The sequence below is a fragment of the Enterobacter sp. 148H3 genome (assembly GCF_034107425.1).
In the GTDB taxonomy this organism is placed as follows: domain Bacteria; phylum Pseudomonadota; class Gammaproteobacteria; order Enterobacterales; family Enterobacteriaceae; genus Enterobacter; species Enterobacter vonholyi.
In genome coordinates, this window is sequence record NZ_JAWNEI010000003.1 from 321,348 (window position 1) to 347,039 (window position 25,692).

Sequence of the window (25,692 nt, forward strand, 5' to 3'; positions counted from 1 at the left end):
ACATTAAAAAAGGTCTTTTATTATGAAAACATTGCTCCCGACTTCTACCGCTGGCAGCCTGCCAAAGCCGACCTGGCTTGCGCAACCTGAAACGCTGTGGTCACCCTGGAAATTACAGGATCAGGAACTGCTGGCGGGCAAGCAGGATGCGCTGCGCCTGTCTCTGGATGAGCAGATCCGTGCGGGAATCGATATCGTCAGCGACGGGGAACAGACCCGCCAGCACTTCGTCACCACCTTTATTGAACACCTGAGCGGCGTGGATTTTGAGAACCGCCAGACGGTGCGCATTCGTAACCGCTATGACGCCAGCGTGCCGACCGTAGTTTCTGCGGTTGCGCGCCAGAAACCGGTCTTCGTCGACGATGCCAGGTACCTGCGCCAGCTTACGGACAAGCCGATCAAATGGGCCCTGCCGGGGCCGATGACCATGATCGACACCCTTTACGACGCGCACTATAAAAGCCGCGAAAAGTTGGCCTGGGAATTCGCCAAAATCCTCAACCAGGAAGCGCGCGAATTAGAGGCCGCGGGCGTGGATATTATCCAGTTCGACGAACCGGCGTTTAACGTCTTTTTTGACGAGGTCAACGACTGGGGCATCGCCGCGCTGGAGCGCGCCATCGAAGGGCTGAAGTGCGAGACCGCGGTCCACATCTGCTACGGCTACGGCATCAAGGCCAATACCGACTGGAAAAAGACGCTCGGATCCGAGTGGCGCCAGTACGAAGAGGCCTTCCCTAAGCTGCAGACCTCTAACATCGACATCATCTCCCTGGAGTGCCACAACTCCCGCGTGCCGATGGATCTGCTGGAGCTGATCCGAGGTAAAAAAGTGATGGTCGGCGCGATTGACGTAGCAACCAACACGGTTGAAACGCCGGAGGAAGTGGCCGATACGCTGCGAAAAGCGCTGCAGTTTGTCGATGCGGACAAGCTTTATCCGTCAACCAACTGCGGCATGGCTCCCCTCTCCCGTCAGGTTGCTAACGGCAAGCTGAGAGCACTCAGCGCTGGCGCAGAGATTATCCGCAAAGAGCTTGGCGCGTAATCCCTTACGTTTGCCAGTAAAGCGGCGTACCAAAACGCTCAACGTAATAATCAATTACCGCCCTGACGTTCAGGGGCGGATGTCGGGCATCAGGGTAGATCGCCGCGATCGCCTGCTGTTCCGTATTGATGGCACACTCCAGCGCGGGCAGGAGCGGAATCAGCTCACCGCGCTGGAGCGGCTCGCTCACCAGCCAGTCCGGGAACAGCACGATCCCCATCCCGCCCCGCGCCGCAGCCAGCAGCGCTTCCGCATTATTCGAGGTCATCAATGGCGTCACGGGATAATGCGTCCACGCCTCGCCCGCCCTGCGCAACAGCCAGCGGTTAGGCCCTGACGATCCGCGATAGACCAGACAGTGATGGCGATTCAGATCGTCCGGCCCTTCAGGCGCACCGTGTCGGCGCACGTAGCCAGGCGACGCCGCAAGATGATACACCTGCTGCCCGAACACCCGCGCGTGAAAAGATGAGTCCGTTAGCACGCCAATCCGGAAGATAACGTCGGCGGCATCCCGGTGCGGGTCGATAAAATCATCGGTCAGCGTCAGCTCTACGCTCAGGCGGGGATAGCGTTCCGACAGGCCGGGAAGGCCGGGCGCAATGTGCTTCTGGCCGAAAAACACCGGTCCGTTAATGCGGATCGCACCGGACGGTTCCACCGCACGCGCGTCCAGCTCCCGGCGCGCCTCTTCCAGGTTTTCCGCCATTGACCGGGCGTAGCGAATAAACAGATGACCGCTTTCCGTGGGAATGACGGCCCGCGTATTGCGATAGAAAAGCTGCTGCCCGAGCGCATCCTCAAGCTGGTGGATCACGCGCGATATCTGCGAGGCCGATATCCCCTGCCGCCGCGCCACGACGGAGAAGTTCTGCGCTTCATACACGTCGATAAAGATCAGCAGCGCGCGGATGTTAATGTTGCTGGCGTCAACCATTAATGCATTTCTCGCAAAGGTGTTTACTGCATTATGGCATTTTTCTCATTGAACAACCCACGTAATCTTCTTCGCCTGAAAAGGGAGGAAGAAAAATGCAGTTTGTTTTGATTTTACTGGTGATTGCTGGCGGGATGGGCCTCTCCGTCGAGGCGGGGCTGCTGGGACCGCTGGGTGGAAAGGTCGGGGATTTATGGGCGACGTTCAGTATTTTTGGCGTCGGTGCCGCGCTAACGTTTCTGCTGATGCTGTTTTTCAGCCCGCGCAACAGCCCGTCGTTTTTCGCACAGCCCGGCTGGCAGCTGCTCGGCGGCGTGCTCGGTCCGGTATACGTGGTCATCCTGACCGTGGCGACACCCACCATCGGCATCGCCATGACGATGATTGGCATTCTGGCCGGCCAGGTCTTTAAAAGCCTGATCATTGACCACTATGGTCTGCTGGGTTCGCCGCACAGGAAGATAAACGCAAAGCGCATTATTGCACTGGGGTTCATTATTGCAGCACTGGTTCTGGTCGCACAGGGGTAACGTATGACACTGATTATGATTCTTCTGGCCGTCTGCGGCGGCGCAACGCTGAGCATTCAGGCCGCCATTAACGGCCAGCTCGGCAGCAGCGTGGGGGTATTTAAAAGCGCGTTTCTGACCTTCTCCGTCGGCGCGCTGGTGACCGCCCTGCTGATTTTCTTCTTTGAGCCTAAGCAGGCCGTCAGCCTGCTGGACGTGCCGAAATGGCAGCTTCTCGGGGCAATGTTTGGCGTGCCTTATATTGTGATTATGGTCGTGGCGGTGCAGCGCATCGGCACCGCCGTCGCCACGGTGGCGGTCATATTCGGCCAGCTCACCATGAGCATGTTGATTGATAACTTTGGCTGGCTCGGTAATGCCGCTATTCCCTTTTCGCCGAGCCGTCTGGGGGCGGTAGTCTGCCTGGGGATTGCTCTCTGGTTCATCTACTCGAGCAGTAAAATTCACAGCACCCGCGACTAGACTCATGTCTTACGGGTAAAGAACAGCGTTACCGTGGCGACGGTGACGCCCAGCTTCTTCATCTCGGTTTTATTAAACAGATGGTTCTCATCCTGCAGGTACATCCAGTCGTCAAAGTTCAGTAGCCAGGTGCTGCCGTTGGCCTTCACGTTCATGCTGTAATGCCAGTTGAACGCGTTGCCTGCGGCCTGCCCCGTCGCCACCCCTTCGATATCCCCCGCCGTGCCCTCGTAGCGATCGTTCCCCAGGCGCCGGATATGCCAGACCCGTTGCTGCTTCTCACCGTCGTCATAAACGAAGTGCTCGTTGAGCGTCAGCGTATCGCCAATCACATCCCCGGCAATCTCAACGTGAAAGCGACGGATCTGCTTGCCGCTGCGATCCTGCACCATCCCCCACGCTTCAGTTTTACCCTGGAAGTAGTGGAAGATATCCAGCCGCGGCTGCTGCTGGCGGTACTCGGTCACCTCCGTGCTACAGCCCGCCAGAAGCATCGTCAATGCCAGCGCCATCATCAGGAAACGTTTCATTTTTGGCCTCCGATTAACTGCTGACGCAGTTTAGGGTATTGCGTGCGGGGATCGAGCCAGATGGCCAGAAAGCGGGTGCTGAACGCTTCTGACTGGCGTGGTCCCAGGGGAATAAAGGTTTTCTGAAGGGTCGGATCGCGATACCAGAACTGCCCCTGCTTATCGTTGAGAACAAACGCCAGCTGTGAGCCCTGTCGGACATCAGGCCACAGCGCCTGGAGCATCCGCAGCCAGGCTTCGCTTTGCGCTTCCTGCGCCAGGATACCCTGCGCCTGCCACTGGTCGCGGGTCGCCTCGACCAGTTCATCGCGATCGATGTCGCGCGCATAGGTAATAATCAGCGCCTGATCCTGGTCCTCCCGACCGTAACGCCCATCCGGAGTACGCAACTGGGAGGTATAGACCGTGAACGGCCCCCAGGTAAGCGTGGCGTCGCCCACCTTCCGCCACGCCAGCCAGTCGGCGGCCTGGGCAACAGGAACAACCAGCGTCAGACAAAGCAGCAAAAATGCAGCTCTCATTTTTGTCTCCCCATCAGCAGGTGGAAAAACAGCATCAATACCAGCCACCCCGGCGCCATCCAGCTGACGACGATAAAGGTTGGCTCCAGAAACGTGATGGCACCCAGCCGCTCGCCAATCAGGTACGCTACCGGACCTCCCACGGCGGCAAGCAGGGTCAGCAGCCAGCCAGGCAACGTGGTGGTGCGCGTAAGCTGCGTCCAGACGGTGGCAAACATCAGCCACAATGCCACCATCCATAGCGGCATCAGGGAGTCGCCCGTAAAGGCAATCAGTCCCGTCAGCGCCCAGAGCGTATCCAGCAAACTTCCCGCCGCGGCCAGCCCAATGGCGTAAAAACGGTATACAGACGGCAAAAGCAGGCACGCCAGAACCGCCAGCGCGAGCCAGATAATCAGGCCCTTTTCGCGAAAGAGCACCACCAGCGTCCAGTAAAGATCGAACGCGACGGCCAGCAGAAAGACCTGAAGATATCGTTTCATACGCGCTCGGCGGTCAGCTGCACCACGCTGATGGTGCGGGCGTTAAACCCGGCTTCGCAGTAGCCAAAGTAGTACAGCCACATGCGGCGGAACCGTTCATCGAAGCCGAGCTTTTCAATATCCTGCCAGGCGTGGACAAAGCGCTGCCGCCAGTGGGCCAGCGTGCGGGCGTAGTCCGGTCCCATGTCGAAAAGATTGCGCACCACGAAATCGGTGTGGCGCGTCATCAGCTCGTTCATCGCGGTGATGCTCGGCAGGAAGCCGCCGGGGAAGATGTAGCGCTGGATAAAATCGACGCTTTTGCTGTAGTCGCGATAGCGCTGGTCCTGAATCGTGATGGCCTGAATCGCCATCCGTCCTCCCGGGCGCAGCCGCGCCTGGCAGGTACGGAAGAACGTGGGCAGATAGCGCTGCCCGACGGCTTCAATCATCTCTATCGAGACCAGCTTGTCGTACTGTCCGGTGAGGTCGCGATAGTCGCAGAGCAGCACCTCGACCCGATCCTGCAGTCCGGCGCGCGCAATTCGCTCGGTCGCCCAGACGTATTGCTCCTGTGACAGCGTGGTGGTAGTCACCCGACAGCCATAATGACGGGCCGCGTATTCCGCCATCGCGCCCCAGCCGGTACCGATTTCCAGCAGGTGGTCATTCGGTTCTAGCATTAACTGGTCACACAGGCGCGCCATTTTGGCCTGCTGGGCCGCCGTCAGATCCTGCTCGTCCTCCGTAAACAAGGCGCTGGAATAGAGCAGCTCTTTATCCAGAAAATGGGCATAGAAGGTATTGCCCAGATCGTAGTGAGCGGCAATATTTTCACGCGCCTGCGCGCGGGAGTTACGCCGCGTCCAGTGGCGCAGACGCTCCAGCGGCCTGCCGAACAGGCGGAACCCGTTTTCCAGACGGCCAAGCACCTCGCCGTTGAGCGCCAGCAGTTCCAGAAGCGGCGTAAGATGGGTGGTTTCCCATTCGCCGTCCATCCAGGCTTCTGCGGCAGCAAGGCTACCGCCCGTTAAGACGCGCCAGTATACTCCGGGCGTGAGGATTTGTACGTCGGCGTGCAGCGCGGAGGATGTCTCGCCAAAATGGAAGGTCTGCGCCCCTTCACGCAGGGTGAGCGAACCACCGCGGATGCCGCTTAACAGACGAAACAGCAGCCATCGCGCGAGGCGGGCGTTGCGCGGGATATCGGGTTCTAACGCAAAGACGGGATCGGTCATGAGCGTTCACTCCTGCTGACGGGATGGTTATACAGCGGCACGCGCTTGAGCCACAGCCTCAGCGCCTGCCAGTAAATGGCGAAAACGGTTTTCAGGGTCATAAGCGGGATGCGCAGCAGCAGCGCGCGCAGTGCCGGACGGGTCAGCGGCTCCCGGCGCAGGGCGAGCGTGGCGTCGAACACCTTCGCTTCCTGATGATTTTCAATGTGCATATGCAGCGTGTTATCCGGATCGTTGAAGCGCCAGTGGTAGATCATGTCCATCGGGTTGAAGGGGGAAACGTGAAACGCTTTTTCCGTGGGCTGTGCATTCTGTCCGTTGACGGCATAGTAATGACGTTCATTCCACGGCGTGTTGCGGACCTCCGCCAGCACCCAGCGCAGCGTCTCCTTCTCGTCATAGCAGTAGTAAAAGTTGACCGGATTGAAATGAAAGCCGAAATAGCGCAGCTGCGTCAGGAGCATGACCCGCCCGTCCGGCCGTTCTCCGGTCAGGCTCTCCAGCCTGCTGAGCACGTTCTCTTTAAGCGGCGTGCCGAGCGGATAGTCCGAGTCGTGGAACGAGGTGGCGGCAAAGCGATTGTGCCGTACGCCGACGGACGGCAGCAGCGGCAGTTCATCGAGATCCAGCCAGGCCATAAAGACGCTGTAGCTGAATTCGTGGTTTTTCGGCTGGAGGCGGCGGTGGCGTAATACGCCGTGGTAGAGGCAGCTGTTCATCTTAGTTCCCCTCTCCGGCCGCTATCGCATTGACCACGTCCAGCGCGCTGCGCACGCCATCCTCATGAAAACCGTTGTACCAGTAGGCCCCGCAGTACCAGCTCCGGTTATGACCGTTGATCTCGCCGCGCCGCGCCTGCGCCCGCCAGCTTTGCGGGTTAAACAGCGGATGTTCATAAACGAAGCGTTGCAGAACGAAGCGTTCATCTACCGGCACGTCAGGGTTCAGGGTGACGCAGAAAAGCGGGCTGCCCGCAGGCAGCCCCTGCAGAATGTTCATGTTGTAGGTAACACAGGCGCTCGCCTGCTCCTGCGCGCTCAGGCGGTAGTTCCAGCTCGCCCACGCGCGCGGCCGCACCGGCAGCCAGCGCGGGTCGCTGTGCAACACGACCTCGTTGCGCTGCCAGCCAATATCGCCCAGCACCTCGCGCTCTGCGGAGGTGGGATCGTCAAGCATCGCCAGAGCACTGGCGGAGTGGCAGGCAAAAATCACCCGATCGAAAGTATGGCTGCCGTTTTCAAGCTGAAGCGTAACCCCTTGCTCGTGGCGGCTCACCCGCTGCACCGGTGAATTGAGATGCAGCGTCAGCCGATCGCCTAATTTGTCCAGCATCGCACGGATATACTCTCGCGAGCCGCCCGGCACCACGTACCACTGCGGGCGATGGGTGATATCCAGCAGCCCGTGATTCTGGAAGAAACGTAAGAAAAGCGGCAGCGGGAAGCGCTTCATCTCCTGCAGAGAGGATGACCAGATGGCGGCTCCCATCGGCAAAATATAGTGGCGCGCAAAAAACGGCGTAAAGCCGTGCTGGTCCAGAAACGTCTGCAGCGTGGCGTTCGGGTCCACCACCCCGTCCAGCGCCTGTTTTGCCAGACGATTGAAGCGGACGATCTCGCCGAGCAGACGCCAGAACGCCGGGTTCACCAGGTTGCGGCGCTGGGCAAACAGCGACGTCAGGGTGTGACCGTTGTACTCCAGCCCCGTTTCGGGGTTGTGTACCGAAAAGCTCATCTGCGTTTTTTGCCCGCTGATGCCCAGCTCGCTGAGCAGGCCCATAAAGCGCGGATAGGTGCGGTCGTTGTAAACGATAAAACCGGTATCGATCGCGTATGTGCCCTGGGGCGTCGTCACGTCAACCGTTGCGGTATGGCCGCCCGGTGTGGATCCCGCTTCAAACAGGGTCACCTGATGATGCCCGGCCAGGCGCCAGGCGCAGGTCAGCCCGGCAATGCCGCTGCCGATAATCGCAATGTTCATGAACGCACCATCCTGCGCAGCAGCGCGCGCTGTAGAAACGCAGGCAGCCCGGAGAGCAGCCGCAAAATGAAGCCAAACCCGGACGGAAACGCGATGTGCATTTTCCCGGCCGCCAGACCGATACGGATCGCCTTCACCGCCTCGTCGACGGTCACCCTGCCCGGCATGGCAAAATCGTTTTTTTGCGTCAGGGGCGTATCGACAAAGCCCGGCGAGACCACCGTGACAGTGATCCCTTTTGGCTCCCAGTCCAGGCGCAGGCTTTCGGCAAACCAGCTCAGCGCGGCTTTGGACGCGCCATAGGCCTCTGCACGCGGGAAGGGAAGCCAGTGGGCCATCGAGCTCACCAGCACCACGCGGTTACCGGCAACCAGCTGCGGCTGTAGCGCCTCAAGGCAGTTCACCGGCCCGAGGAAATTAGTGTTCATGACCCGCTCTACCAGCGCCGCGTCCACCACGCCCTGGTCGAGATATTCGCAGGTACCGGCGCAGAGAATAATCAGATCGGCGTAACTGCCGGTCAGCGCCTGGCGACAGGCGTCCCGGTCCGTCATATCGAACAGACGAACGGTGAGATTGGGGCAGGTCTGATGCAGCGCTTCCAGACGCGCCGGATCGCGCCCGCAGGCAATCACATGGTAGCCGTCAGCGGCAAAGGATTTTGCCAGCCCGGCGCCAATGCCCGAGCTGGCGCCGGTAATCAGCACCGTCTTCATGATTTAACCCTCCGCTTCACGCCGCGTACCGCCCAGCCCAGCAGAGGGAGATGCTCGTAGATCATCTCTCCCGCATCGTAGTAGTCGCGCTGGCGCGTGATGAGATCGTTTTCCGTATCCACCACCGAGCACCCCGGCAGATCGAGCGGCTCACCTCCGGCAATGCGCGGATGCGACCAGTGCATCACCCAGGTGACAACAAACCGGTTCCCACTGCACAGCGGCGGATCGATAGAAAAACGGCAGTTCTCGACGTTGGCCAGCAGATGGGTGAAATAGCGCTGGAGCGCAAAGATACCGTCATGCTCGCCGAACGGATCGACAAGCGTGGCGTTTGAATGGTAAAGCCCGACCAGCGCGGACGGCGGCTGGCTATCCAGTGCGGCGTAGTACTCAACAAACCGACTCACGACAGAGGGCAAAGTGCTCATGGGTCACATCCTGGCTGTAAACAACGTGGCGTAATCGCATACTTAAAACTTACACAATTAACGTTATTTGTCCAAGTTTGTGCAAATTTATTTTTTATTACTTATAAATATCAAGAACTTGATAACTCAATCATTTGGCGTTTTTGTAGGCCGGGTAAGGCGTAGCCGCCACCCAGCTTTCACTTTCAGGTTATCCTTAAGGCAAATTCAGCGGTCATCTTCCAGGCTTATCCTTTTTATTCATAAGGATGCCTGACATGAAACGTTTCTTTCTCTCCCTTTTCTCCAGCCCGGAATCCTTACTGCAGGTGATGAGCCAGCAGGAAATTATTGAAGCCGTCGAAGATGGCGACCGCATCATTATCGACCAGGACGGAAACGCCTCCGTGAACTACAAAAGCAACGAGGTGCGGCAGGATTTTCTGCGTCACGTCAACATGCTGAAGAGGGCCTGATATGGGAACGGCGATATTTATGGTGCTGATGGTCTGCGGGTACTGGTACACCAGCCGCGACCTGTCGACCCGCTTTAAAATCAAGCGTTCCTTTGGCTGGGACGTCTATTTTCTTGTGGCGCTGTACGGCTGTATTTTCGTTCTGCAGGGGGTGATTGCCACGGGTCTGCTCTGGCTGCTGCTGCTCGCCCTTTCCGCCGCCAATAACGCTTTTCACTTTGCCTCACCGAAATATACCGACTGGCAAATCGACTTTATGAACTGGAGTTTTTTGGGCATTCAGGCGCCGGTGGTCGTGATGCTGGCGTTCGCCATCCTGTTTTGCCTCTACCGCTCTAACTGGGCGGGCAGCGCCAGGCTGGACGGCGAAAGCCGGAAAAAGCTCTACAAACGTCTGGCGCAGTCGAGCGGGATCGAACAACTGCTATACCAGTGTATGGAACAAGGCGAGCTGGCGCAGGTCACGCTCCGCTCGAGACGGATTTACGTCGGCATGATCCACACCGCAACTCTGGAATATGAAAAAACGGCCAATATCGTGCTGATCCCGATGTTGAGCGGGTACCGGGATGCGAAGACGATGAACCTGCGCATCGAGAATAATTACAGCAGGTGGTATGCGGAGCATGACATTACGCTCGACTCTGAACCCCGCAGCGCCATGTCATTCCGCAAGGTGATTTTACTCAATCAGATTGAGAGCATCTCGCTGTTCGATCCCGCCAGCGCCAGCGCGCTGTCGCTGGCACAGCGGGACGAGAGCCCTGGCCCTAAAGAGATATCCCCATAATTTTGAGTACGCTCTGCTGGGAAGCGTACAGGACAAAAGGCGAATGACACATCATTTGCGGTGGTATTCACGGTTGCGCAGTCTGATAAAGATCCCAGCGGTTGCCGTAAATATCTTCAAACACCACCACCGTACCGTACTCTTCCTCACGAGGTTCTTCGCAGAAATGAACGCCTTTTGCCTTCATGGCCTGGTAATCGCGCCAAAAATCATCAGTCTGAAGGAACAGGAAAACTCTGCCGCCGCATTGATTACCGATAAAACCTTCCTGCCTCTCGTTAGACGCACGAGCCAGCAGGATATTACAGTCGCTTTCCGGGTTGGGTGAGACGACTACCCAGCGTTTCCCCGGTTGCGGCGTATCCTCTACAAGGGTAAACCCCAGCTTATCTGTGTAGTACTCAATGGCGCGATCGTAGTCATCAACCACAATAGCTACGCAGCCAAGGCATCGTTTCTGTGTTCTCATTTTTTTCGTTTCCTTTGCACAAATGGGTTACGGATAACGCTATTCCATTGAAGCGTGCTGACCGCCAGGTTTACAGGTTTGCGTAAGCCTCACGTTTTTCTGCCCATTTCAGCATGGCATCAAGCGCCGGACATAATGCCTGCCCCCAATCGGTGAGGCGATACTCTACTTTCGGTGGCACTTGAGGGTAAACCATCCGCGAAACGATACCGTCGGACTCGAGTTGTCGAAGTTGCTGCGCCAGCATCTTTTGGGAAATACCGGGGATCAATTTTTCGAAATCAGAATAGCGCTGCACTTTTCCGTCGAAAAGATGAAAAAGAATAATTAATTTCCAGCGCCCTTCCAGCAACCGTAATACTTGCTCCACGCCGCTTGCGGCAGATTCCGGACTATATAACTTACTCATAATTTAGTAACTCACTTTTTCGTGCGTACTTGTTAATTACTCAGTCTATGTTAAATATACCTGTACTGTAAATAATGGGAGCGAAAGTCCATGTCATTAGATATTGATTTTAAAGGCAAGCGCGTGCTTGTTACCGCTGGCACGAAAGGGCTCGGCAAAGCAGTCGTCGGACTTTTAAAACAACTCGGTGCAACGGTATTTACCACGGCGCGCCACGATCCAGACGTAAATATCGCGGATACTTTCGTAGCCGCTGATCTTACTACGGTCGCTGGATGTGCCTCAGTCGCATCCGCAGTGCAGGAACAGATGGGAGGTGTCGACGTAATTATCCATGTTGCAGGCGGTTCAACCTCACCCGGTGGCGGTTTTGCTGCACTTGGCGAAGACGAGTGGCAGCAGGAGCTCAATCTTAATTTGTTACCTGCAGTACGCTTAGATCGCGCCCTGCTTCCCGGAATGCTTGAGCAGGGAAATGGGGTGATTATTCACGTGACGTCTATCCAGCGCGAACTGCCTTTACCGGATTCAACAACGGGTTATGCGGCGGCTAAGGCAGCCCTCTCAACCTACAGTAAAAGTCTTTCAAAGGAAGTCTCGCCGAAAGGTGTTCGGGTGGTGCGCGTTGCCCCCGGCTGGATCGAAACTGAAGCGGCGGTGGCACTTGCGGAGAGACTGGCAAAGCAAGCAGGAACAGACTACGAAGGTGGCAAACAGATCATTATGAAGGCGTTAGGTGGAATACCGCTCGGACGCCCTGCCCGCCCGATTGAGGTTGCCAACCTCATCGTCTTCCTCGCTTCATCGCATGCTGCGAGTATCACAGGTACTGAATTTGTGATTGATGGCGGCACCATTCCAACAGTGTAACGCGGATGCTTAATCGACTTGGTGCAAGAGTTGATTAAGCACCGGAATCTCACTGGCCGGTCAGTTCCGCTAAGACCCTTTTTAACGCATTTATTATCGTTTCTGTATCCATGCCCATTTGCGCATGAATAATGGCACCGTCAATGAGCAACATGATTTCATTGACGACGCGCTCATCAGCAATCTTCATCAGCAACGCAATAATCTTCTTTGTTTCGATTTTATGATCGCGGCATATCTCTTTTATTTCGCTTTCAATCTCTTCGGATTTGGCTTCCGCGCTGGCATTAATAAACGCGCAGCCGTGGAACTCGGGCGAAATAAACCATTCATAAAGGGTAGCCGATAGAGCGTCTGCAGGCGTTTGGCCGTCCACGAGATGTCGACGAAGCGTGGCCTCAAACCAGTTAATCCATATTTCATGTCGATAGTGTAAGTAGGCGAGAATAAGCAAGCTCTTACTCGGAAAATGGCGATAAAACGTCACCTTAGTAACTTTTGACGCTTTAATCAGCGTGTCCACCCCCGTCGCCCTGAATCCAGTGGAATAAAAAAGATCGTGCGCCGTGAGTAATATTTTATCTCTGACGCTGATTTTTGTCTCGTTATCTGCAGGTTCGGTTTTCATTTTTTCGACAGCCTCAAAAAGAGTGTTGACAGCGTTATTTTTCAGGCATAGATTACCGCAAGTAGACAGACCTGTCTACATAAATCACACTGAGGTAATCGCCATGAACACACGCCCTCCTTTACCGCCCTTCACTCGTGAAAGCGCCATCGAAAAAGTCAGGCTAGCAGAAGATGGCTGGAACAGCCGCGATCCGGCGAAAGTCGCGCTTGCCTATACGCTGGACACCCAATGGCGTAACCGCGCAGAGTTCGCCACCAACCGTGAAGAAGCCCAGGCGTTTCTGGAGCGGAAATGGAAAAAAGAGCTGGAGTATCGTCTGATTAAAGAGCTCTGGGCATTTACGGATAACCGGATCGCGGTGCGCTATGCCTATGAATGGCATGATGATTCCGGCAACTGGTTCCGCTCTTACGGCAATGAAAACTGGGAGTTCGAGCCGGACGGCCTGATGAAGCGCCGCTTTGCCTGCGTAAACGATATGCCGATAAAAGAATCCGAGCGGTTGTTCCACTGGCCGCTGGGCAGACGCCCGGACGATCACCCTTCGCTGAGCGATCTTGGCTTATAGGATTTTCGCACCACTCCGGGCCGCCCCGGAGTGGTGACTTTACAGCGCGCCGAGCTGTTTCATCAGCGTCAGGTTGTCCTCAATGTGCCAGTTTGCCGCAATCTTACCGTCAGCGACTTCATAAATATCGGTGGCGATAAAATCTATTTTCTGCCCCTGTCCTTTCAGCTTGCCAAATGTCCCGGTGAAGGTGCCGTGAAAATGTAGATGCGAAACCACGCGATCGCCTGAAATAATCATTTGCTCAACGTCACAACGCAAATCAGGCACGGCTGTTCGAAACGCCCTGGAAGCTAGAATAGCGCCCTCGGGACCTTGCTTACGTCCTTCCGGGGGCGTTTTATCAATAAAGTTTACTGCCAGGGCATCACGCGCCAGAGTTTCATTACCGGTGTTCCAGAACGTGGCATATTTTCTGGCAGCAGCTTCATTCGCCTTTAATTGTGCCTGTGACAGACTGTTGTCCACAATAAGCTGTTTCGGCTGCAGCCATTTCCCCTGCGAGGAAATAGCATTGCCCGACAGACCAGCAAAAATAAGCGCCGCGATAGCGGGACGAAAACACGTCGTATATTTCATGTTGTTTCTCAATAGAGTATTACGCCACCCGCAGACGATGCCCTGCGGATCAAATTAATGAGGGTCAGTTAATTAACGCCCCGCCCTCAATATCAATAATCGATCCCGTGACAAAGGGATTATCAATGGCGAAAAGATACCCCTGCGCGATGTCCTCCGCCCTTCCCCAGGCCTTGGCTGGCAGGGTTTCCGCCGCGCCGGCGAGCATTTTTTCCCGCGCGGCGGCGTCCATCCCCGCATACGCTTCCGTGTCGGTCAGCCCCGGACTGACGACGTTGACGCGCAGCGGTGAAAGCTCTTTCGCCAGCACTTTTGTCGCAGCCTCAATGGCGGCATTCATCGTTGTTTTTACGATGGAGCCCGCCACGGTGCGGCGCGCCACGAAACCGCTGGTGAACGTCAACGTACCGCGGGGGGCAATATTCCCGCTGAGATAGCGGGCGACATTGAGGCTTCCCCAGAATTTTGTATCAAAGGCCTGCCTTGCCGCACGGAGATCCAGTCCGGAAAGCAACCCGCCCGGCGCCTGTGAACCCGCCGTGACGACAACATTATTGACCTCGCCCAGCGTTTCACCGAGCGCAACAAGCTCTTCCTCACGGCTGATGTCCAGCACGAGGGTGTGAACGGACGCGGCGTGGGCGCTCAGCCGCTGTCGCGCGGTGTCCAGTTTTGCGCTGTCGCGTCCGGCAAGAATAATCTCCTCACCGCGCCCGGCAAGCAGGCTGCCCACGGCGAAACCGATGCCGGAAGCGCCGCCGATAATTAAAGTTTTACGGGTCATAATGTTTCCTCCTGTAGAGCGTACGTTGGGTAATCGGTATATCCCGTGCCGGTACCGCCAAACAGCGTGGCGGGGTCGCGCACCTGGGCAAGAGGCAGCTGGTTTGCCAGCCGGTGGGGCAAATCGGGGTTGGCAATAAAAGGTCGGCCGAAGGCAATCAAATCGGCATAGCCGGCAGCAAGGATCTTTTCTGCTTTATCAAGGTCATAGTTACCCGCGACGATAAGAGTTCCGCTGAAGGTCTCGCGAAGGGACTGACGGAAACGCTCGGGTACCTGAGGGGCATCATCCCAGTCGGCTTCCGCCAGATGGATGAATGCAATACCTTTTTGTTCACACCAGGCCGCAAGCGCAAGTATGGCTTCAGAGACCTGCGGGTCGTTCATCCCGCGCTGGGTAATAAATGGGGAAAGGCGGATGCCCGTGCGCTCGTGACCAATGGCCTCGGCAATGGCGCTTAACACCTCCTGGGCAAAACGGATGCGGTTCACCAGCGTACCGCCGTACTCATCCGTGCGTTTATTGGAGGTTTGGCGCAGGAACTGGTCTATCAGATACCCGTTTCCGCCGTGGACCTCGACACCATCAAACCCGGCCTGAACGGCATTCAAAGCGGCCTGGCGATAGTCCGCGACGATGTTCTGAATGTCCTTGCGCGAGAGCGTTCTCGGCTGCGGGCAGTCAACCATCTGGCCTTCCCCACGCTCATTCACCACCCACACCTGCGCATCTGGGGCCAGCGCTGACGGGGCGACGGGCTGACCATCCTGGTGAAAACTGGCGTGCGACATTCGCCCGACGTGCCAGAGTTGCGAAAAAATCACTCCGCCCGCCTGATGCACGGCGCCCGTCGTGAGTTGCCATCCCGAAACCTGTTCAGGCGAATGGATGCCGGGTGTCCATGAGTATCCCTGGCCCTGAGGCGAAATCTGCGTGGCTTCCGTGATGATTAATCCCGCGCTGGCACGCTGCCGGTAATACTCTGCCATCAGCGCGGAGGGGATATTTCCCGGCTGAAGGGAGCGCGCGCGGGTCATCGGCGCCATGACGATACGATTTTTCAGGTCCAGCGAACCCAGCCTGTAGCGTTCAAAAAGTGAGGTACGTTGCATGATTTTAACCCTTATGGTTTGGATAAAATCACTTTACAGCCGGCATCTGATTTTGATAATTACGCTAAAAGTAGATGCACTTTTCGGAAAATATGAATAATGGGCAAACTCGAAGACATGGCCTTACTGGTGGAAGTTGCCGAGGCCGGAAGTCTTTCCGCCGCCGGACGACGCCTGTCGCTTTCCCCCGCTACCATGACGGCCAGGCTGAAGGCGATTGAGGAGCGTTACCAGACGCGCCTGTTTCACCGCTCAACGCGATCCCTCACCCTGACCCGCGCCGGGGAAGAGTTTTACCATGCCGCGCTGCGCGTGCTGGAAGAGATGCATCATGCCGAGTCGTTACTGACGCAAAAAGAGGGCGTGCTCAGCGGCAATATTCGCCTTTCCGCGCCCTCGGATTTTGGCAGACAGTATCTTAGCCCCGCCGTCATTGAATTTTCTCGTCACCATCCTGCCGTCAAATTTTACATCTCGCTAAAAGAACACGTTGAGGATCTGGTCGCTAACCGGCTGGATATGAGCGTGCGTTTTGGCAACCTGCCGGACAGCAGTCTTGTTGTCAGAAACATCCGCCCGAACCGTCGGGTGCTGGTCGCCTCCGGGGCGTATCTTAACGACCACGGCGTCCCCGTCACGTTTGCCGATTTAGCCCGGCACCGGTGCCTGGCGCTGGAGTCGCAGGGCGTGGTGATGAACGAATGGCGCTTTGAAACTAAAGGTGAGGAAAGCATTGTTCGCGTTGAGCCCGCCATGGTGTGCGACGACGGAGCATTGCTTCGTCAGTGGGCGCTCAGCGGAGCGGGCATCGCGGGGAAATCGTGGTGGGACGTCAAAGACGACGTTGAAACCGGAAGGCTCACGGTGCTGTTTGCCGACAGCTTCACCGGGTTTAGCCGATACGATCGCAAAGATGTCGGGCTGCAGCTTGTTTACCCCCAGCGCAAACTGCAGCCGCTTCAGGTAACGGCGTTTAGCCAGTTTTTTCTCGACTGGCTTAAAAAACATTAACGTAAAAAACAGTGATACACTTACTCCACCTAGCCGATTGTCCCGTCTTTACGGCGTAAGGTAGCACAACTGTAACCAAAATACAAAATGGTCACTCGTTGCCAACCATGGCCCGTCACGCTAAGCTTACATAATGACTAAAACTACGAACGCCCCATCAATACGTGGTCCACTTGACCATTCTGTCAGAGAGCAAATCGTCGAAGCGGCTTTTGAGCACTTCGGTCACTACGGTTATGAAAAAACCACCGTCGCCGAACTGGCAAAATCCATTGGTTTTTCAAAATCCTACATTTATAAGTTCTTCGATTCCAAGCAGGCTATTGGCGAGGTGATCTGCGCTAACCGCCTGGAGCTGATCATGGCGGCGGTGCTTTCCGCCATTGAGGATGCGCCGTCAGCAAGCGAAAAACTCCGCCGCCTTTTCAAGGCGCTCACCGAGGCGGGAAGCGAGCTGTTTTTCCACGATCGTAAGCTTTACGACATCGCCGCCGTCGCCGCGCGCGAGCAGTGGCCGTCGACAGAGCGGTATGCAGAAAGTCTGATGAAGCTGATTGAGAGCATCATTATCGAAGGCAGGCAGGCCGGTGAGTTTGAAAGAAAAACGCCGCTGGATGAGGTCACTCAGGCTATCCACATGGTGATGTGTCCTTTTATTAATCCCGTTCAGCTGCAATACAATCTCGAAATGGCTCCCACCGCGGCGGTGCTTCTCTCTTCACTCATTTTAAGAAGCCTTGCCCCCTAATTTGTGACCATTGACATTTTTGGTCACCAGTCAGAGAATGCGGAAACCGTCCTGTTACGTCGAAAAGGTTTCCCATGCTCAGGCTCACTTCAGCCCGCGTTGCCGTTTGTCTCATGCCGTTTGCCCTGGTGGCATGCGGCGATATTTCCGCAAGTGACGATCCGCGTACAAAGCCACCGCTTGTCCGATCCGCATCCGTCGAGCTTGCGAACAATAGCGCCCGCGCCTTCACGGGCGTGGTGGTCGCAAGAACGCAAAGCGATTTAGGTTTCAGAGTTCAGGGCAAAATCCTTGAGCGACTGGTTGATACGGGCCAGACCGTCAAACAGGGTCAGCCCTTGCTGCGCCTGGATCCGGTTGACCTGAAATTACAGGCACAGGCGCAGCAGCGTGCGGTGGATGCGGCTCAGGCGCGCGCGCGAAAAGCCTCCAGCGATGAGGCGCGCTATCGCGGACTTGTGGCGTCCGGCGCCGTTTCTGCCTCGGAGTATGACCAGATCAAAGCGGCAGCCGATACGGCCAGGGCCGATCTCAGCGCCGCCCGCGCGCAGGCCAACGTGGCGCAAAACGCCACGGGATATGCCGTCCTGCTGGCGGATTCAGACGGCGTGGTCATGGAGACGCTCGCCGAGCCGGGTCAGGTCGTCAGTGCCGGACAGGTGACGATCAGGCTCGCCAGAGCGGGACAGCGTGAAGCGCTCGTGCAGCTTCCGGAAACATTGCGCCCTGCCGTCGGCAGCGAAGCGCAGGCCACGCTTTATGGCAATGAAAAACACCCGGTCACCGCAACGCTGCGCCTGCTTTCTGACTCGGCCGATGCCGCGACCCGCACGTATGAAGCCCGCTACGTGCTGGATGGCCTGCTGGCGAACGCGCCGCTGGGGGCGACCGTCACGCTGAACATTCAGGACAATAAAGCGGAAGGTCTGGTCATGCAGGTCCCGCTGGCCTCACTCTATGATGCAGGAAAAGGTCCCGGCGTCTGGCGCATTTCAGCCCAGCCCGCAAAGGTCGCATGGACGCCCGTCAAGGTGCTGAGCGTGGGTGAAGATGCCGTGCTGGTCACGGGCGGCGTGAAGCCCGGTGAGAAGATTGTTGCGCTAGGCGCACATCTTCTGCACGAAGGTGAGGTCGTCAGGCTCGCGAAACAACGCAATAACGCCCTGGCGGAGAACACGCCATGAGCGGAAGCCGCTTCAACCTGTCCGCGCTGGCCGTCCGCGAACGTTCCATCACGCTGTTTCTGATCGTTCTGGTGACGATTGCCGGAATTTACGCCTTCTTTGGGCTCGGCCGCGCGGAAGATCCGCCCTTCACGGTGAAGCAAATGACGGTGATAACCGTCTGGCCGGGTGCGACCGCGCAGGAGACCCAGGATCAGGTCGCGGAGCCGCTGGAAAAGCGCCTGCAGGAACTCAAGTGGTATGACCGTACCGAAACCTATACCCGTCCCGGCATGGCATTTATCACGCTGTCGTTGCAGGACAAAACGCCGCCAGCCGAAGTGCAGGAGGAGTTCTATCAGGCGCGTAAAAAGCTTGGAGATGAATCGCAGCGTCTCCCGGCGGGCGTCATCGGCCCGATGATCAATGACGAATTCTCGGATGTCACCTTTGCCCTCTTTGCCCTGAAAGCAAAAGGCGAACCGCAGCGGCAGCTGGTACGCGATGCCGAAGGCCTGCGCCAGCAGCTTCTGCACGTTCCCGGCGTGAAGAAAGTGAACATTATCGGCGAACAGGCCGAGCGGATTTATGTCGCCTTCTCCCACGACCGCCTGGCGACGATAGGGCTCTCACCCAAGGATATTTTCAATGCCCTCAACAGCCAGAACGCGTTGACCGCGGCGGGTTCGATTGAGACCCGAGGAGCGCAGATTTTTATCCGCCTTGACGGCGCGTTCGATGAACTGAAGAAAATCCGCGATACGCCTTTTGTCGCTCAGGGCAAAACCCTCAAGCTGTCCGATGTGGCAACGGTTGAGCGAGGCTACGAAGATCCCCCGACGATGCTGATACGCAATCAGCATGAACCCGCCCTTCTGCTGGGCATCGTAATGCGCGAAGGCTGGAACGGTCTGGCGCTTGGTAAAGCGCTGGATGCGGAAACGGCAAAAATTAATGATAGCCTGCCGCTTGGCATGTCCCTGACCAAAGTCACCGATCAGTCCGTCAATATTCGCTCGTCGGTCGATGAGTTTATGATCAAATTCTTTGTCGCACTGCTTGTGGTCATGGTGGTTTGTTTTGTCAGCATGGGCTGGCGCGTGGGGGTAGTCGTTGCGGCGGCGGTCCCGCTGACGCTGGCGGTCGTCTTCGTGGTGATGGAGGCTGCGGGAATAAACTTTGACCGCGTCACGCTGGGCTCCCTGATACTCGCCCTCGGCCTGCTGGTTGACGATGCCATTATCGCCATCGAAATGATGGTGGTGAAGATGGAGGAAGGTTACGACAGAATCAAAGCCTCAGCCTACGCCTGGAGCCATACCGCCGCGCCCATGCTGGCCGGAACCCTGGTGACGGCCATTGGCTTTATGCCGAATGGGTTTGCCCAGTCGACCGCCGGGGAATACACCAGCAATATGTTCTGGATTGTCGGCCTCGCCCTGATTGCATCGTGGTTTGTCGCGGTGGTGTTCACGCCCTATCTTGGGGTGAAGATCCTGCCGGCGATCCCCAAAATGGAAGGCGGCCATGCCGCCATCTATAACACGCCTCGCTATAACCGTTTTCGCCAGCTGCTTGGCCGCGTTATCGCCAGAAAGTGGCGCGTGGCCGGGTCCGTGGTCGCCATTCTCATTCTGGCCGTGCTCGGCATGGGGCTGGTAAAAAAACAGTTTTTCCCGACCTCCGATCGCCCGGAAGTGCTGGTTGAAGTACAGATGCCCTACGGCACCTCAATTGCGCAAACCAGCACCGCCACCGCAAAAATAGAAGCGTGGCTGGGCCAGCAGCCGGAAGCCAAAATCGTCACTGCCTATATTGGTCAGGGGTCGCCCCGTTTTTATCTGGCAATGGCGCCTGAACTGCCCGATCCCTCTTTTGCGAAAATCGTGATCCTGACGGACAGCGAGACGTCACGCGAGGCGCTCAAGTTCAGGCTCAGGGAGGCCGTCGCCAGCGGTCTTGTGCCCGAAGCCCGCGTGCGGGTGACGCAGCTGGTATTCGGCCCTTACTCGCCCTTCCCGGTTGCCTGGCGCGTGTCGGGCCCGGATGTCGAACAGGTGCATGACATCGCTGATAAGGTGAAAGCCGTGCTCCAGGCAAGCCCGATGATGCGAACCGTCAACACCGACTGGGGGTCACGCGTTCCCGTCCTGCATTTCACTCTCGATCAAAACCGCCTGCAGGCGACCGGCTTAACCTCCAGCGCCGTGGCCGATCAGCTTCAGTTTCTGCTTTCAGGCGTGCCTGTCACCTCCGTGCGGGAAGATATTCGATCGGTAGACGTCATTGCCCGCGCGGCGGGCGATATCCGTCTTGACCCGGCAAAAATCGAAGGCTTTACCCTGGTCGGCAATGCGGGACAGCGCGTGCCGCTGTCTCAAATTGGCAAGATAGAGGTCGGCATGGAAGACCCGGTCCTTCGCCGTCGCGATCGCACCCCGACAATTACCGTGCGGGGCGATATTGCCGACAATCTTCAGCCACCGGACGTGTCGGTCGCCATCATGAAGCAGCTCCAGCCGATCGTTGATGCGCTGCCGGCCGGATACCGTATTGACATGGCGGGTTCGATTGAGGAATCGGGCAAAGCGACGCAGGCGATGTTACCGCTGTTCCCGATCATGATAGCCCTGACGCTGCTGATCATCATTTTGCAGGTGCGCTCACTCTCCGCGATGGTGATGGTGTTCTTAACCGCGCCGCTGGGGCTGATTGGCGTCGTGCCGACCCTGCTGATATTTAATCAGCCGTTTGGCATTAACGCGCTGGTCGGTCTGATCGCCCTTTCCGGCATTCTGATGCGCAATACGCTGATCCTGATCGGTCAAATCGATCATAACCAGAAGGACGGCCTCGAGCCGTTCCAGGCGGTGGTTGAAGCGACTGTCCAGCGCGCACGCCCGGTCTTACTGACCGCCATGGCGGCCGTGCTGGCGTTCATTCCCCTGACGCATTCGGTATTCTGGGGCACGCTGGCCTGGACGCTGATCGGCGGAACGCTGGGCGGGACGATCATTACGCTCGTCTTCCTGCCCGCGATGTATGCGATCTGGTTTCGGATCCGCCCCGCGGAACAACGCGTGCAGCACGTTGCTGAAAACGTGTAAACTACCATGAGTAGATAACACTTCTGAGGAAAACATGGTTGTTAAGCGCTTAAGAAAAGAGGATCGCCGCGTGCAGCTGCTGGAGGTTGCGCGAGGGATCGTGCGTCAGCAAGGCACGGAGGCGCTGACGCTTGGCTACCTGGCCGAGCGGGCCAACGTGACCAAACCTATCCCCTACGACCACTTTGGCGATCGTGAAGGGTTGCTGATGGCGCTGTACAAGGATTATAGCGATCGGCAGCTCGCGAAATTCCGCGAGACGCTGGCGGTCGACAGCAAAACGCTGGAGAAGACGATCCGCTTTTTCAGCGCGGCCTATATCGACTGTGCGATTGCCGCCGGGCCTGAAACCGGGCCAATCGCCGCGGCGCTGTCCGGTTCTCGCGCGCTGCAGACGTTTCGGGAAGCATGCGTGGCCGAATGTGCCGACTGCCTGCGCACCGCGCTTTCCCCTTTTATCGTCTTAAAAGGCGTTCAGGGGGAAGCGGTACTGACGGCTATTATTGGCGCGGCGGAGGCGCTCAGCACCGCGGCGGGCAACGGCGTGCTCGCCCGGAACGTGGCGGAAGATACGCTCAGCGGCGCCATGACCGGGGTGCTGGAGACTTACGCGAATAGCACAAAATGATCGCCGGGGGCGGATTGACACCTAAGTTACCAATAGTAATATATGAGTCACTTCTCCCCCATCTGGAGGTCGCTATGTCTGCAACACATGCCATTAAAAACGCGCTGATCGTGACGGCACACCCGATCGACAATTCGTTATCCCATACGCTGGCAGCCCGTATTGCCGGGAAATTACGCGAGGAAGGTACGCAGGTTGAGTTCGCCGATCTGCATGCTGAAGGGTTTAATCCGGCGATGACCCGCGCCGATCTTGATTTGTATCACGGCAATCCGAGCGCCCTTCCCGACGATATTCTGCGCGAGCAGCAGCGCGTCGAGCGCGCGGACATGCTGGTATTCGTCTTCCCGGTGTACTGGTGGTCGGTTCCCGCGCTGTTGAAAGGCTGGTTCGATCGCGTGTTAACCCTGAACTGGGCGTATAAGGTGGCCGAAGACGGCCGGATTGTGGGCAACTTAAGGGATGTTCCCGTCCGCCTGATTGCCACTGGCGGTAGCGATCTGACCGGATTTGATAAACACGGCTATTCGACGGCGATTCAGACGCAGATTATCGAAGGCGTGTTTGGCTTCTGCGGGTTGAAGAACGTCAAGCTCGATATCCTTTACCAGGCAGACACGGCGACGCCCGAGCAGGTTGACGAATTCCTGAGCGAGATCGGCAACCTAAAATAATATTGGCTATCCAGCCAGCAACGGCGTGCCTCCTTCGCCATAAGGAGGCACGAGTTCTCGATGTTACTAACCGTCAGGGATCCTGCTGGCAAACCGGAACTCTCTTTCTTGTGATTATTCAAAAAATAACGAGAAAAGGCCAATCGTCATCACTACACTCATAATCACCTGAATCAAAATAATAAAAAAAGCGATCCCACCCAATACCGTGATTTTTCGACGCAGAATGAAAGTTATGCCGGAAAGTACAGCACTGAACAGAATGGCTTTTAGTATATAGGAAAGCGGCACCATGGCCGGGTGACCGGTCTGCACTCCAGCAAGCCCAATGAGACCCAGTAGAAAATTACCGCAAATTCCCCATCCCCAGAAAGTCATCGGTAAGCTCATCTGTCCCGCGACTAATCTTTTCAACATATGCACATCCTTTTTGTGATTTTTTATCGAAGCACAACGGTTTTTATCCAGTCTCTCGCACAGTTGGATTGTGCAATAAGTCGAGCCGACAAATACGCAACTACCAAATATGCTGATATGATTTTGTTCATCTTTACATGCATATTGATGGTATTGAAAAGAACTATCGGCAGCAATTTGTTAAAGTTTAACGGCTCGTCCGAGATATATCAGCGAAGGTCATAACATGTTTACGTCAGTTCAGCCAACAACCACTCTCACCACCACCGGAACCTTCGGCGGTGCGAGCGTATCTGTAGCAAACGACTGACAAACAGAACCTCAATCCCCGCCGACATGGACGGGGAAATCTCTCTCCGTTCACCACCCTCTGAATGGAGAAAGAAAATGGTTTCATCTGACAGTGCTCTCTTGATTATCGACATGCAGCAGGGCCTCTTTCGGGGCCCGGTTTCCCCTTGCTCCGCCGATGCCGTTCTGGCCAATATCCGTCTGTTAATCACCAACGCGCGACACGCTCAGGCGCCCGTCTTTTTTGCCCGCCATATTGGACCAGATGATTCACCGCTCTCAGAAAATGGGCCGTTAACACAGCTCATACCCGAGCTGGACGTCCAGGAGCAGGATATGGTTTTCACCAAGCGCTATCCCAGCTGTTTTCGGGATACGGTATTGCTGCGAGAACTTAATCAGAGAGGCATCAAACAGCTGGTCATTGCCGGGATGAAAACAGAGTTTTGCGTCGATACGACCTGCCGGGCCGCACCGGGGCTGGGTTTCAGGACGGTATTAATTTCTGATGCGCATACCACAATGGATAATGACTGTTTATCCGCCAGCGACATTATTGCCCATCACAACAGCACGCTGGCAGGCCCGTTTGTGACGCTGTCGACTGCTCGTGACTGGCTTTTTAGTACGGTGAGTTGACTCAGGTGATCGCTTATCTCTTTACCCGGCTCGCCTTTCCGCGCGCCGGGCACATAAGAGAATAATTACAGGGTAAACCCACCGTCACCCACCTGTGCCTGAGCGTACCATTTCATCAGCTTCCCGGTGCCGGGCTCGTTTTCTGCCGGTGACCATGGGGCGGTATCGTGCTCGGGCACGGGCTGATACCCCCCGTGCTTAACCTCAAAAATGACGCCGCCTTTATCCAGCGACAGCACGGCATGCCAGGTACCGGCATCCATCTCCAGCACCTTGCACTCTTCGCCTAATACGACGCGCCGGGTCACGCTACCGCTGTCATCAAAGTTCAGCACCAGAAAGCGACCGCTCAGCGCCGTCAGCAGTTCAAAGGTGTGCGGATGGCGATGGGGACGAACATAGGTGCCGGGCTCCATTGCAATGGCCAGGCGCTGCACCGGGTCGCTAAGCTCAGGATGTAAATTGCGATGCGCGCGTAAGCGAGGGGAATTAGCCGCCTGCTCGCTTTGCTGCTGCAGGTCACTGAAAGTAATTTGTTTCATATACACCTTTGTGGATGGGATCAGCGGACGGCAATCCGGTTGCCGCAGGACGTTATACCATCCTGAAAAGCCGATGAGCTATGGCGTTTGTGAAACAAAACGCTGCAACGTTTTCGCATGCTCTGTTACAGCGTGCTCAAAGCAGTGTGATGGACTCATCCAGCCAGCCGGGGAGATGTTCTCTGTACCAGCTCAGGTAGCGATGAAAATCACTCTTTTTCCTTTCGTGCAGAAGTAATACGACTTCAGTCACTATCCATGCTTTAGCGAGAGCAATCTCTCTGGCTAACCTGCCTGCGGCCGAATGCGTGGCAAAAACACAGTAGCGCTCGGCAAGCTGTGAAATGCTATGTTTTGAGCCCATCCCCTTCACCAGTGGAGCAAGGTCAATAGCCGGGCTGCCTGTGCCGAACCTTTCCCAGTCGAAGAGCACCGCATCGCCGTTTTCTCTTCTGCCCCAGTTGCCCGCATTGGTATCACCAGAAATTAAACCTTCCTGACTAAACAAAACCCTGCCCGCCTGCTGAAAACATCGCATCTGCTGCTCGGCGCGGACGGGTAATTCCAAAAGAGATAAGGATTTTTCAAGCGCTGACTCAGACCAGGTATGGCTGTGATAAATCCATCCCGGTTCAGCAGGATAATCGTGAAGGCGCGAAAGTCGATTCAGTATGTCGTCCCCTGCAACCTCTTCCTGGGAGATCTTATGAGGAACGTATTCGAGCGTCAGGCTGCGTCTATGGGTATCTGCGTGCAACAGTCGAGGGGATTCAATAACGCCACAGAGTGGATCTGCTGCATGTTCATAAAAGCTGTATTCAACATCACTAACAGGGCATTTCTCTATTACCTGGTTGCCATGTTGATCTGCAATCAATTGGACTTTTGCTGCCCCCATTCTGGACAGGTTTTCGCCAGCCATACCATCCTCAGCCACTCGTTTGGTTA

32 protein-coding genes are annotated in these 25,692 nt (G+C 56.5%); 14 read left to right on the forward strand and 18 right to left on the reverse strand.

Annotation, left to right across the window (positions count from 1 at the left end):
- The first annotated feature begins 22 nt into the window (after positions 1–22).
- Positions 23–1,051: a methionine synthase gene (locus USH94_RS05960; protein ID WP_111964677.1), complete on the forward strand. Its 1,029-nt coding sequence runs from the start codon at positions 23–25 to the stop codon at positions 1,049–1,051.
- 4 nt (positions 1,052–1,055) lie between these two features.
- On the opposite strand, the gene USH94_RS05965 is transcribed toward USH94_RS05960, so the two are convergent.
- Entirely contained in the window at positions 1,056–1,988 is a 933-nt protein-coding gene (locus tag USH94_RS05965; protein WP_111964678.1) for a LysR family transcriptional regulator, read from the reverse strand.
- A gap of 95 nt (positions 1,989–2,083) precedes the next feature.
- Between USH94_RS05965 and USH94_RS05970 the strand changes: the two genes are divergently transcribed.
- Both USH94_RS05970 and USH94_RS05975 read left to right on the forward strand, forming a co-directional pair.
- Positions 2,084–2,518, forward strand: coding sequence for a DMT family transporter (locus USH94_RS05970; RefSeq protein ID WP_045910475.1), 435 nt, complete (start codon positions 2,084–2,086; stop codon positions 2,516–2,518).
- Between the two features lie 3 nt (positions 2,519–2,521).
- Complete coding sequence (locus tag USH94_RS05975) at positions 2,522–2,980, forward strand: DMT family transporter (protein WP_111964679.1); 459 nt, start codon at positions 2,522–2,524, stop codon at positions 2,978–2,980.
- 2 nt (positions 2,981–2,982) lie between these two features.
- Here USH94_RS05975 and USH94_RS05980 read toward each other — a convergent pair whose 3' ends face one another.
- From USH94_RS05980 to USH94_RS06015, 8 genes are read right to left on the reverse strand one after another with little or no spacing between them, the layout of a single operon-like run.
- A complete protein-coding gene (locus USH94_RS05980; protein ID WP_111964680.1) occupies positions 2,983–3,510 on the reverse strand; it encodes a DUF3833 domain-containing protein in 528 nt (175 codons plus the stop codon).
- Positions 3,507–4,031, reverse strand: coding sequence for a hypothetical protein (locus USH94_RS05985; RefSeq protein WP_111964681.1), 525 nt, complete (start codon positions 4,029–4,031; stop codon positions 3,507–3,509). The genes USH94_RS05980 and USH94_RS05985 overlap by 4 nt, the downstream gene beginning before the upstream one ends.
- Entirely contained in the window at positions 4,028–4,513 is a 486-nt protein-coding gene (locus USH94_RS05990; protein ID WP_111964682.1) for a DUF2878 domain-containing protein, read from the reverse strand. Before USH94_RS05990 ends, USH94_RS05985 begins: the two co-directional genes overlap by 4 nt.
- Entirely contained in the window at positions 4,510–5,730 is a 1,221-nt protein-coding gene (locus tag USH94_RS05995; RefSeq protein WP_111964683.1) for an SAM-dependent methyltransferase, read from the reverse strand. The genes USH94_RS05990 and USH94_RS05995 overlap by 4 nt, the downstream gene beginning before the upstream one ends.
- Positions 5,727–6,449 (reverse strand): DUF1365 domain-containing protein, encoded by a 723-nt coding sequence (locus USH94_RS06000; protein WP_111964684.1) that lies wholly within the window; start codon positions 6,447–6,449, stop codon positions 5,727–5,729. The genes USH94_RS05995 and USH94_RS06000 overlap by 4 nt, the downstream gene beginning before the upstream one ends.
- Position 6,450: 1 nt before the next feature.
- On the reverse strand, positions 6,451–7,710 hold the full coding sequence (locus USH94_RS06005; protein WP_111964685.1) for an NAD(P)/FAD-dependent oxidoreductase: 1,260 nt from the start codon (positions 7,708–7,710) through the stop codon (positions 6,451–6,453).
- Complete coding sequence (locus tag USH94_RS06010; RefSeq protein WP_111964686.1) at positions 7,707–8,426, reverse strand: SDR family NAD(P)-dependent oxidoreductase; 720 nt, start codon at positions 8,424–8,426, stop codon at positions 7,707–7,709. Before USH94_RS06010 ends, USH94_RS06005 begins: the two co-directional genes overlap by 4 nt.
- Positions 8,423–8,857 carry a nuclear transport factor 2 family protein gene (locus USH94_RS06015; protein ID WP_111964687.1) on the reverse strand — a complete coding sequence of 145 codons (435 nt, stop codon included), beginning with the start codon at positions 8,855–8,857 and terminating at the stop codon, positions 8,423–8,425. Before USH94_RS06015 ends, USH94_RS06010 begins: the two co-directional genes overlap by 4 nt.
- A gap of 257 nt (positions 8,858–9,114) precedes the next feature.
- Here USH94_RS06015 and USH94_RS06020 point away from each other — a divergent pair, with 257 nt between their 5' ends.
- Both USH94_RS06020 and USH94_RS06025 read left to right on the forward strand, forming a co-directional pair.
- On the forward strand, positions 9,115–9,312 hold the full coding sequence (locus tag USH94_RS06020) for a hypothetical protein (RefSeq protein ID WP_023311615.1): 198 nt from the start codon (positions 9,115–9,117) through the stop codon (positions 9,310–9,312).
- A gap of 1 nt (position 9,313) precedes the next feature.
- Positions 9,314–10,102, forward strand: coding sequence for a hypothetical protein (locus tag USH94_RS06025; protein ID WP_111964688.1), 789 nt, complete (start codon positions 9,314–9,316; stop codon positions 10,100–10,102).
- 67 nt (positions 10,103–10,169) lie between these two features.
- Here USH94_RS06025 and USH94_RS06030 read toward each other — a convergent pair whose 3' ends face one another.
- Together USH94_RS06030 and USH94_RS06035 are read right to left on the reverse strand one after the other, a co-directional pair.
- The gene (locus USH94_RS06030) at positions 10,170–10,571 is read right to left on the reverse strand and encodes a VOC family protein (RefSeq protein ID WP_111964689.1); all 402 of its coding nucleotides are present in this window, start codon (positions 10,569–10,571) and stop codon (positions 10,170–10,172) included.
- Positions 10,572–10,641: 70 nt separating this feature from the next.
- A complete protein-coding gene (locus tag USH94_RS06035; RefSeq protein ID WP_039024312.1) occupies positions 10,642–10,980 on the reverse strand; it encodes a winged helix-turn-helix transcriptional regulator in 339 nt (112 codons plus the stop codon).
- Between the two features lie 90 nt (positions 10,981–11,070).
- On the opposite strand from USH94_RS06035, the gene USH94_RS06040 reads away from it, so the two are divergent.
- Positions 11,071–11,850: an SDR family oxidoreductase gene (locus USH94_RS06040; RefSeq protein ID WP_049121983.1), complete on the forward strand. Its 780-nt coding sequence runs from the start codon at positions 11,071–11,073 to the stop codon at positions 11,848–11,850.
- Between the two features lie 49 nt (positions 11,851–11,899).
- Here the strand turns inward: USH94_RS06040 and USH94_RS06045 are convergent, their stop codons facing one another.
- Positions 11,900–12,478, reverse strand: a complete 579-nt coding sequence (locus USH94_RS06045; RefSeq protein ID WP_111964690.1) for a TetR/AcrR family transcriptional regulator — start codon at positions 12,476–12,478, stop codon at positions 11,900–11,902.
- 103 nt (positions 12,479–12,581) lie between these two features.
- Between USH94_RS06045 and USH94_RS06050 the strand changes: the two genes are divergently transcribed.
- Positions 12,582–13,049 carry a DUF1348 family protein gene (locus USH94_RS06050; protein WP_111964691.1) on the forward strand — a complete coding sequence of 156 codons (468 nt, stop codon included), beginning with the start codon at positions 12,582–12,584 and terminating at the stop codon, positions 13,047–13,049.
- Positions 13,050–13,088: 39 nt separating this feature from the next.
- Here the strand turns inward: USH94_RS06050 and USH94_RS06055 are convergent, their stop codons facing one another.
- The 3 genes from USH94_RS06055 to USH94_RS06065 all read right to left on the reverse strand — a co-directional run bounded on the left by USH94_RS06055 (position 13,089) and on the right by USH94_RS06065 (position 15,524).
- Positions 13,089–13,628, reverse strand: a complete 540-nt coding sequence (locus USH94_RS06055) for an ester cyclase (RefSeq protein WP_111964692.1) — start codon at positions 13,626–13,628, stop codon at positions 13,089–13,091.
- Between the two features lie 64 nt (positions 13,629–13,692).
- Positions 13,693–14,412: an SDR family oxidoreductase gene (locus USH94_RS06060; RefSeq protein WP_111964693.1), complete on the reverse strand. Its 720-nt coding sequence runs from the start codon at positions 14,410–14,412 to the stop codon at positions 13,693–13,695.
- Positions 14,409–15,524, reverse strand: a complete 1,116-nt coding sequence (locus USH94_RS06065; RefSeq protein WP_111964694.1) for an alkene reductase — start codon at positions 15,522–15,524, stop codon at positions 14,409–14,411. Before USH94_RS06065 ends, USH94_RS06060 begins: the two co-directional genes overlap by 4 nt.
- 99 nt (positions 15,525–15,623) lie before the next feature.
- Here USH94_RS06065 and USH94_RS06070 point away from each other — a divergent pair, with 99 nt between their 5' ends.
- The 6 genes from USH94_RS06070 (at position 15,624) to USH94_RS06095 (ending at position 22,855) form a co-directional block, all read left to right on the forward strand.
- Positions 15,624–16,535: a LysR family transcriptional regulator gene (locus tag USH94_RS06070; protein ID WP_111964695.1), complete on the forward strand. Its 912-nt coding sequence runs from the start codon at positions 15,624–15,626 to the stop codon at positions 16,533–16,535.
- Between the two features lie 133 nt (positions 16,536–16,668).
- A complete protein-coding gene (locus USH94_RS06075) occupies positions 16,669–17,283 on the forward strand; it encodes a TetR/AcrR family transcriptional regulator (RefSeq protein WP_111964696.1) in 615 nt (204 codons plus the stop codon).
- A 74-nt stretch (positions 17,284–17,357) separates the two neighbouring features.
- Positions 17,358–18,467, forward strand: coding sequence for an efflux RND transporter periplasmic adaptor subunit (locus tag USH94_RS06080; RefSeq protein ID WP_111964697.1), 1,110 nt, complete (start codon positions 17,358–17,360; stop codon positions 18,465–18,467).
- The gene (locus tag USH94_RS06085) at positions 18,464–21,553 is read left to right on the forward strand and encodes an efflux RND transporter permease subunit (protein ID WP_111964698.1); all 3,090 of its coding nucleotides are present in this window, start codon (positions 18,464–18,466) and stop codon (positions 21,551–21,553) included. The genes USH94_RS06080 and USH94_RS06085 overlap by 4 nt, the downstream gene beginning before the upstream one ends.
- A gap of 34 nt (positions 21,554–21,587) precedes the next feature.
- Positions 21,588–22,181, forward strand: a complete 594-nt coding sequence (locus tag USH94_RS06090; RefSeq protein WP_111964699.1) for a TetR/AcrR family transcriptional regulator — start codon at positions 21,588–21,590, stop codon at positions 22,179–22,181.
- Between the two features lie 74 nt (positions 22,182–22,255).
- A complete protein-coding gene (locus USH94_RS06095) occupies positions 22,256–22,855 on the forward strand; it encodes an NAD(P)H-dependent oxidoreductase (RefSeq protein ID WP_111964700.1) in 600 nt (199 codons plus the stop codon).
- A gap of 114 nt (positions 22,856–22,969) precedes the next feature.
- Here the strand turns inward: USH94_RS06095 and USH94_RS06100 are convergent, their stop codons facing one another.
- Positions 22,970–23,272, reverse strand: a complete 303-nt coding sequence (locus USH94_RS06100) for a hypothetical protein (protein WP_032651739.1) — start codon at positions 23,270–23,272, stop codon at positions 22,970–22,972.
- A gap of 387 nt (positions 23,273–23,659) precedes the next feature.
- On the opposite strand from USH94_RS06100, the gene USH94_RS06105 reads away from it, so the two are divergent.
- Positions 23,660–24,202: a cysteine hydrolase family protein gene (locus tag USH94_RS06105; RefSeq protein WP_111964701.1), complete on the forward strand. Its 543-nt coding sequence runs from the start codon at positions 23,660–23,662 to the stop codon at positions 24,200–24,202.
- 65 nt (positions 24,203–24,267) lie between these two features.
- Here the strand turns inward: USH94_RS06105 and USH94_RS06110 are convergent, their stop codons facing one another.
- Complete coding sequence (locus USH94_RS06110) at positions 24,268–24,744, reverse strand: WbuC family cupin fold metalloprotein (protein ID WP_111964702.1); 477 nt, start codon at positions 24,742–24,744, stop codon at positions 24,268–24,270.
- Between the two features lie 136 nt (positions 24,745–24,880).
- Entirely contained in the window at positions 24,881–25,666 is a 786-nt protein-coding gene (locus USH94_RS06115; protein WP_111964703.1) for a phosphotransferase family protein, read from the reverse strand.
- Positions 25,667–25,692: the final 26 nt, after the last annotated feature.

What these genes read in the sequence shown, in the direction of transcription:
- USH94_RS05960 (WP_111964677.1), top strand. Translation starts at nt 23, where the DNA reads ATGAAAACATTGCTCCCGACTTCTACCGCTGGCAGCCTGCCAAAGCCG.
- USH94_RS05965 (WP_111964678.1), bottom strand. Translation starts at nt 1,988, where the DNA reads ATGGTTGACGCCAGCAACATTAACATCCGCGCGCTGCTGATCTTTATC.
- USH94_RS05970 (WP_045910475.1), top strand. Translation starts at nt 2,084, where the DNA reads ATGCAGTTTGTTTTGATTTTACTGGTGATTGCTGGCGGGATGGGCCTC.
- USH94_RS05975 (WP_111964679.1), top strand. Translation starts at nt 2,522, where the DNA reads ATGACACTGATTATGATTCTTCTGGCCGTCTGCGGCGGCGCAACGCTG.
- USH94_RS05980 (WP_111964680.1), bottom strand. Translation starts at nt 3,510, where the DNA reads ATGAAACGTTTCCTGATGATGGCGCTGGCATTGACGATGCTTCTGGCG.
- USH94_RS05985 (WP_111964681.1), bottom strand. Translation starts at nt 4,031, where the DNA reads ATGAGAGCTGCATTTTTGCTGCTTTGTCTGACGCTGGTTGTTCCTGTT.
- USH94_RS05990 (WP_111964682.1), bottom strand. Translation starts at nt 4,513, where the DNA reads ATGAAACGATATCTTCAGGTCTTTCTGCTGGCCGTCGCGTTCGATCTT.
- USH94_RS05995 (WP_111964683.1), bottom strand. Translation starts at nt 5,730, where the DNA reads ATGACCGATCCCGTCTTTGCGTTAGAACCCGATATCCCGCGCAACGCC.
- USH94_RS06000 (WP_111964684.1), bottom strand. Translation starts at nt 6,449, where the DNA reads ATGAACAGCTGCCTCTACCACGGCGTATTACGCCACCGCCGCCTCCAG.
- USH94_RS06005 (WP_111964685.1), bottom strand. Translation starts at nt 7,710, where the DNA reads ATGAACATTGCGATTATCGGCAGCGGCATTGCCGGGCTGACCTGCGCC.
- USH94_RS06010 (WP_111964686.1), bottom strand. Translation starts at nt 8,426, where the DNA reads ATGAAGACGGTGCTGATTACCGGCGCCAGCTCGGGCATTGGCGCCGGG.
- USH94_RS06015 (WP_111964687.1), bottom strand. Translation starts at nt 8,857, where the DNA reads ATGAGCACTTTGCCCTCTGTCGTGAGTCGGTTTGTTGAGTACTACGCC.
- USH94_RS06020 (WP_023311615.1), top strand. Translation starts at nt 9,115, where the DNA reads ATGAAACGTTTCTTTCTCTCCCTTTTCTCCAGCCCGGAATCCTTACTG.
- USH94_RS06025 (WP_111964688.1), top strand. Translation starts at nt 9,314, where the DNA reads ATGGGAACGGCGATATTTATGGTGCTGATGGTCTGCGGGTACTGGTAC.
- USH94_RS06030 (WP_111964689.1), bottom strand. Translation starts at nt 10,571, where the DNA reads ATGAGAACACAGAAACGATGCCTTGGCTGCGTAGCTATTGTGGTTGAT.
- USH94_RS06035 (WP_039024312.1), bottom strand. Translation starts at nt 10,980, where the DNA reads ATGAGTAAGTTATATAGTCCGGAATCTGCCGCAAGCGGCGTGGAGCAA.
- USH94_RS06040 (WP_049121983.1), top strand. Translation starts at nt 11,071, where the DNA reads ATGTCATTAGATATTGATTTTAAAGGCAAGCGCGTGCTTGTTACCGCT.
- USH94_RS06045 (WP_111964690.1), bottom strand. Translation starts at nt 12,478, where the DNA reads ATGAAAACCGAACCTGCAGATAACGAGACAAAAATCAGCGTCAGAGAT.
- USH94_RS06050 (WP_111964691.1), top strand. Translation starts at nt 12,582, where the DNA reads ATGAACACACGCCCTCCTTTACCGCCCTTCACTCGTGAAAGCGCCATC.
- USH94_RS06055 (WP_111964692.1), bottom strand. Translation starts at nt 13,628, where the DNA reads ATGAAATATACGACGTGTTTTCGTCCCGCTATCGCGGCGCTTATTTTT.
- USH94_RS06060 (WP_111964693.1), bottom strand. Translation starts at nt 14,412, where the DNA reads ATGACCCGTAAAACTTTAATTATCGGCGGCGCTTCCGGCATCGGTTTC.
- USH94_RS06065 (WP_111964694.1), bottom strand. Translation starts at nt 15,524, where the DNA reads ATGCAACGTACCTCACTTTTTGAACGCTACAGGCTGGGTTCGCTGGAC.
- USH94_RS06070 (WP_111964695.1), top strand. Translation starts at nt 15,624, where the DNA reads ATGGGCAAACTCGAAGACATGGCCTTACTGGTGGAAGTTGCCGAGGCC.
- USH94_RS06075 (WP_111964696.1), top strand. Translation starts at nt 16,669, where the DNA reads ATGACTAAAACTACGAACGCCCCATCAATACGTGGTCCACTTGACCAT.
- USH94_RS06080 (WP_111964697.1), top strand. Translation starts at nt 17,358, where the DNA reads ATGCTCAGGCTCACTTCAGCCCGCGTTGCCGTTTGTCTCATGCCGTTT.
- USH94_RS06085 (WP_111964698.1), top strand. Translation starts at nt 18,464, where the DNA reads ATGAGCGGAAGCCGCTTCAACCTGTCCGCGCTGGCCGTCCGCGAACGT.
- USH94_RS06090 (WP_111964699.1), top strand. Translation starts at nt 21,588, where the DNA reads ATGGTTGTTAAGCGCTTAAGAAAAGAGGATCGCCGCGTGCAGCTGCTG.
- USH94_RS06095 (WP_111964700.1), top strand. Translation starts at nt 22,256, where the DNA reads ATGTCTGCAACACATGCCATTAAAAACGCGCTGATCGTGACGGCACAC.
- USH94_RS06100 (WP_032651739.1), bottom strand. Translation starts at nt 23,272, where the DNA reads ATGTTGAAAAGATTAGTCGCGGGACAGATGAGCTTACCGATGACTTTC.
- USH94_RS06105 (WP_111964701.1), top strand. Translation starts at nt 23,660, where the DNA reads ATGGTTTCATCTGACAGTGCTCTCTTGATTATCGACATGCAGCAGGGC.
- USH94_RS06110 (WP_111964702.1), bottom strand. Translation starts at nt 24,744, where the DNA reads ATGAAACAAATTACTTTCAGTGACCTGCAGCAGCAAAGCGAGCAGGCG.
- USH94_RS06115 (WP_111964703.1), bottom strand. Translation starts at nt 25,666, where the DNA reads ATGGCTGGCGAAAACCTGTCCAGAATGGGGGCAGCAAAAGTCCAATTG.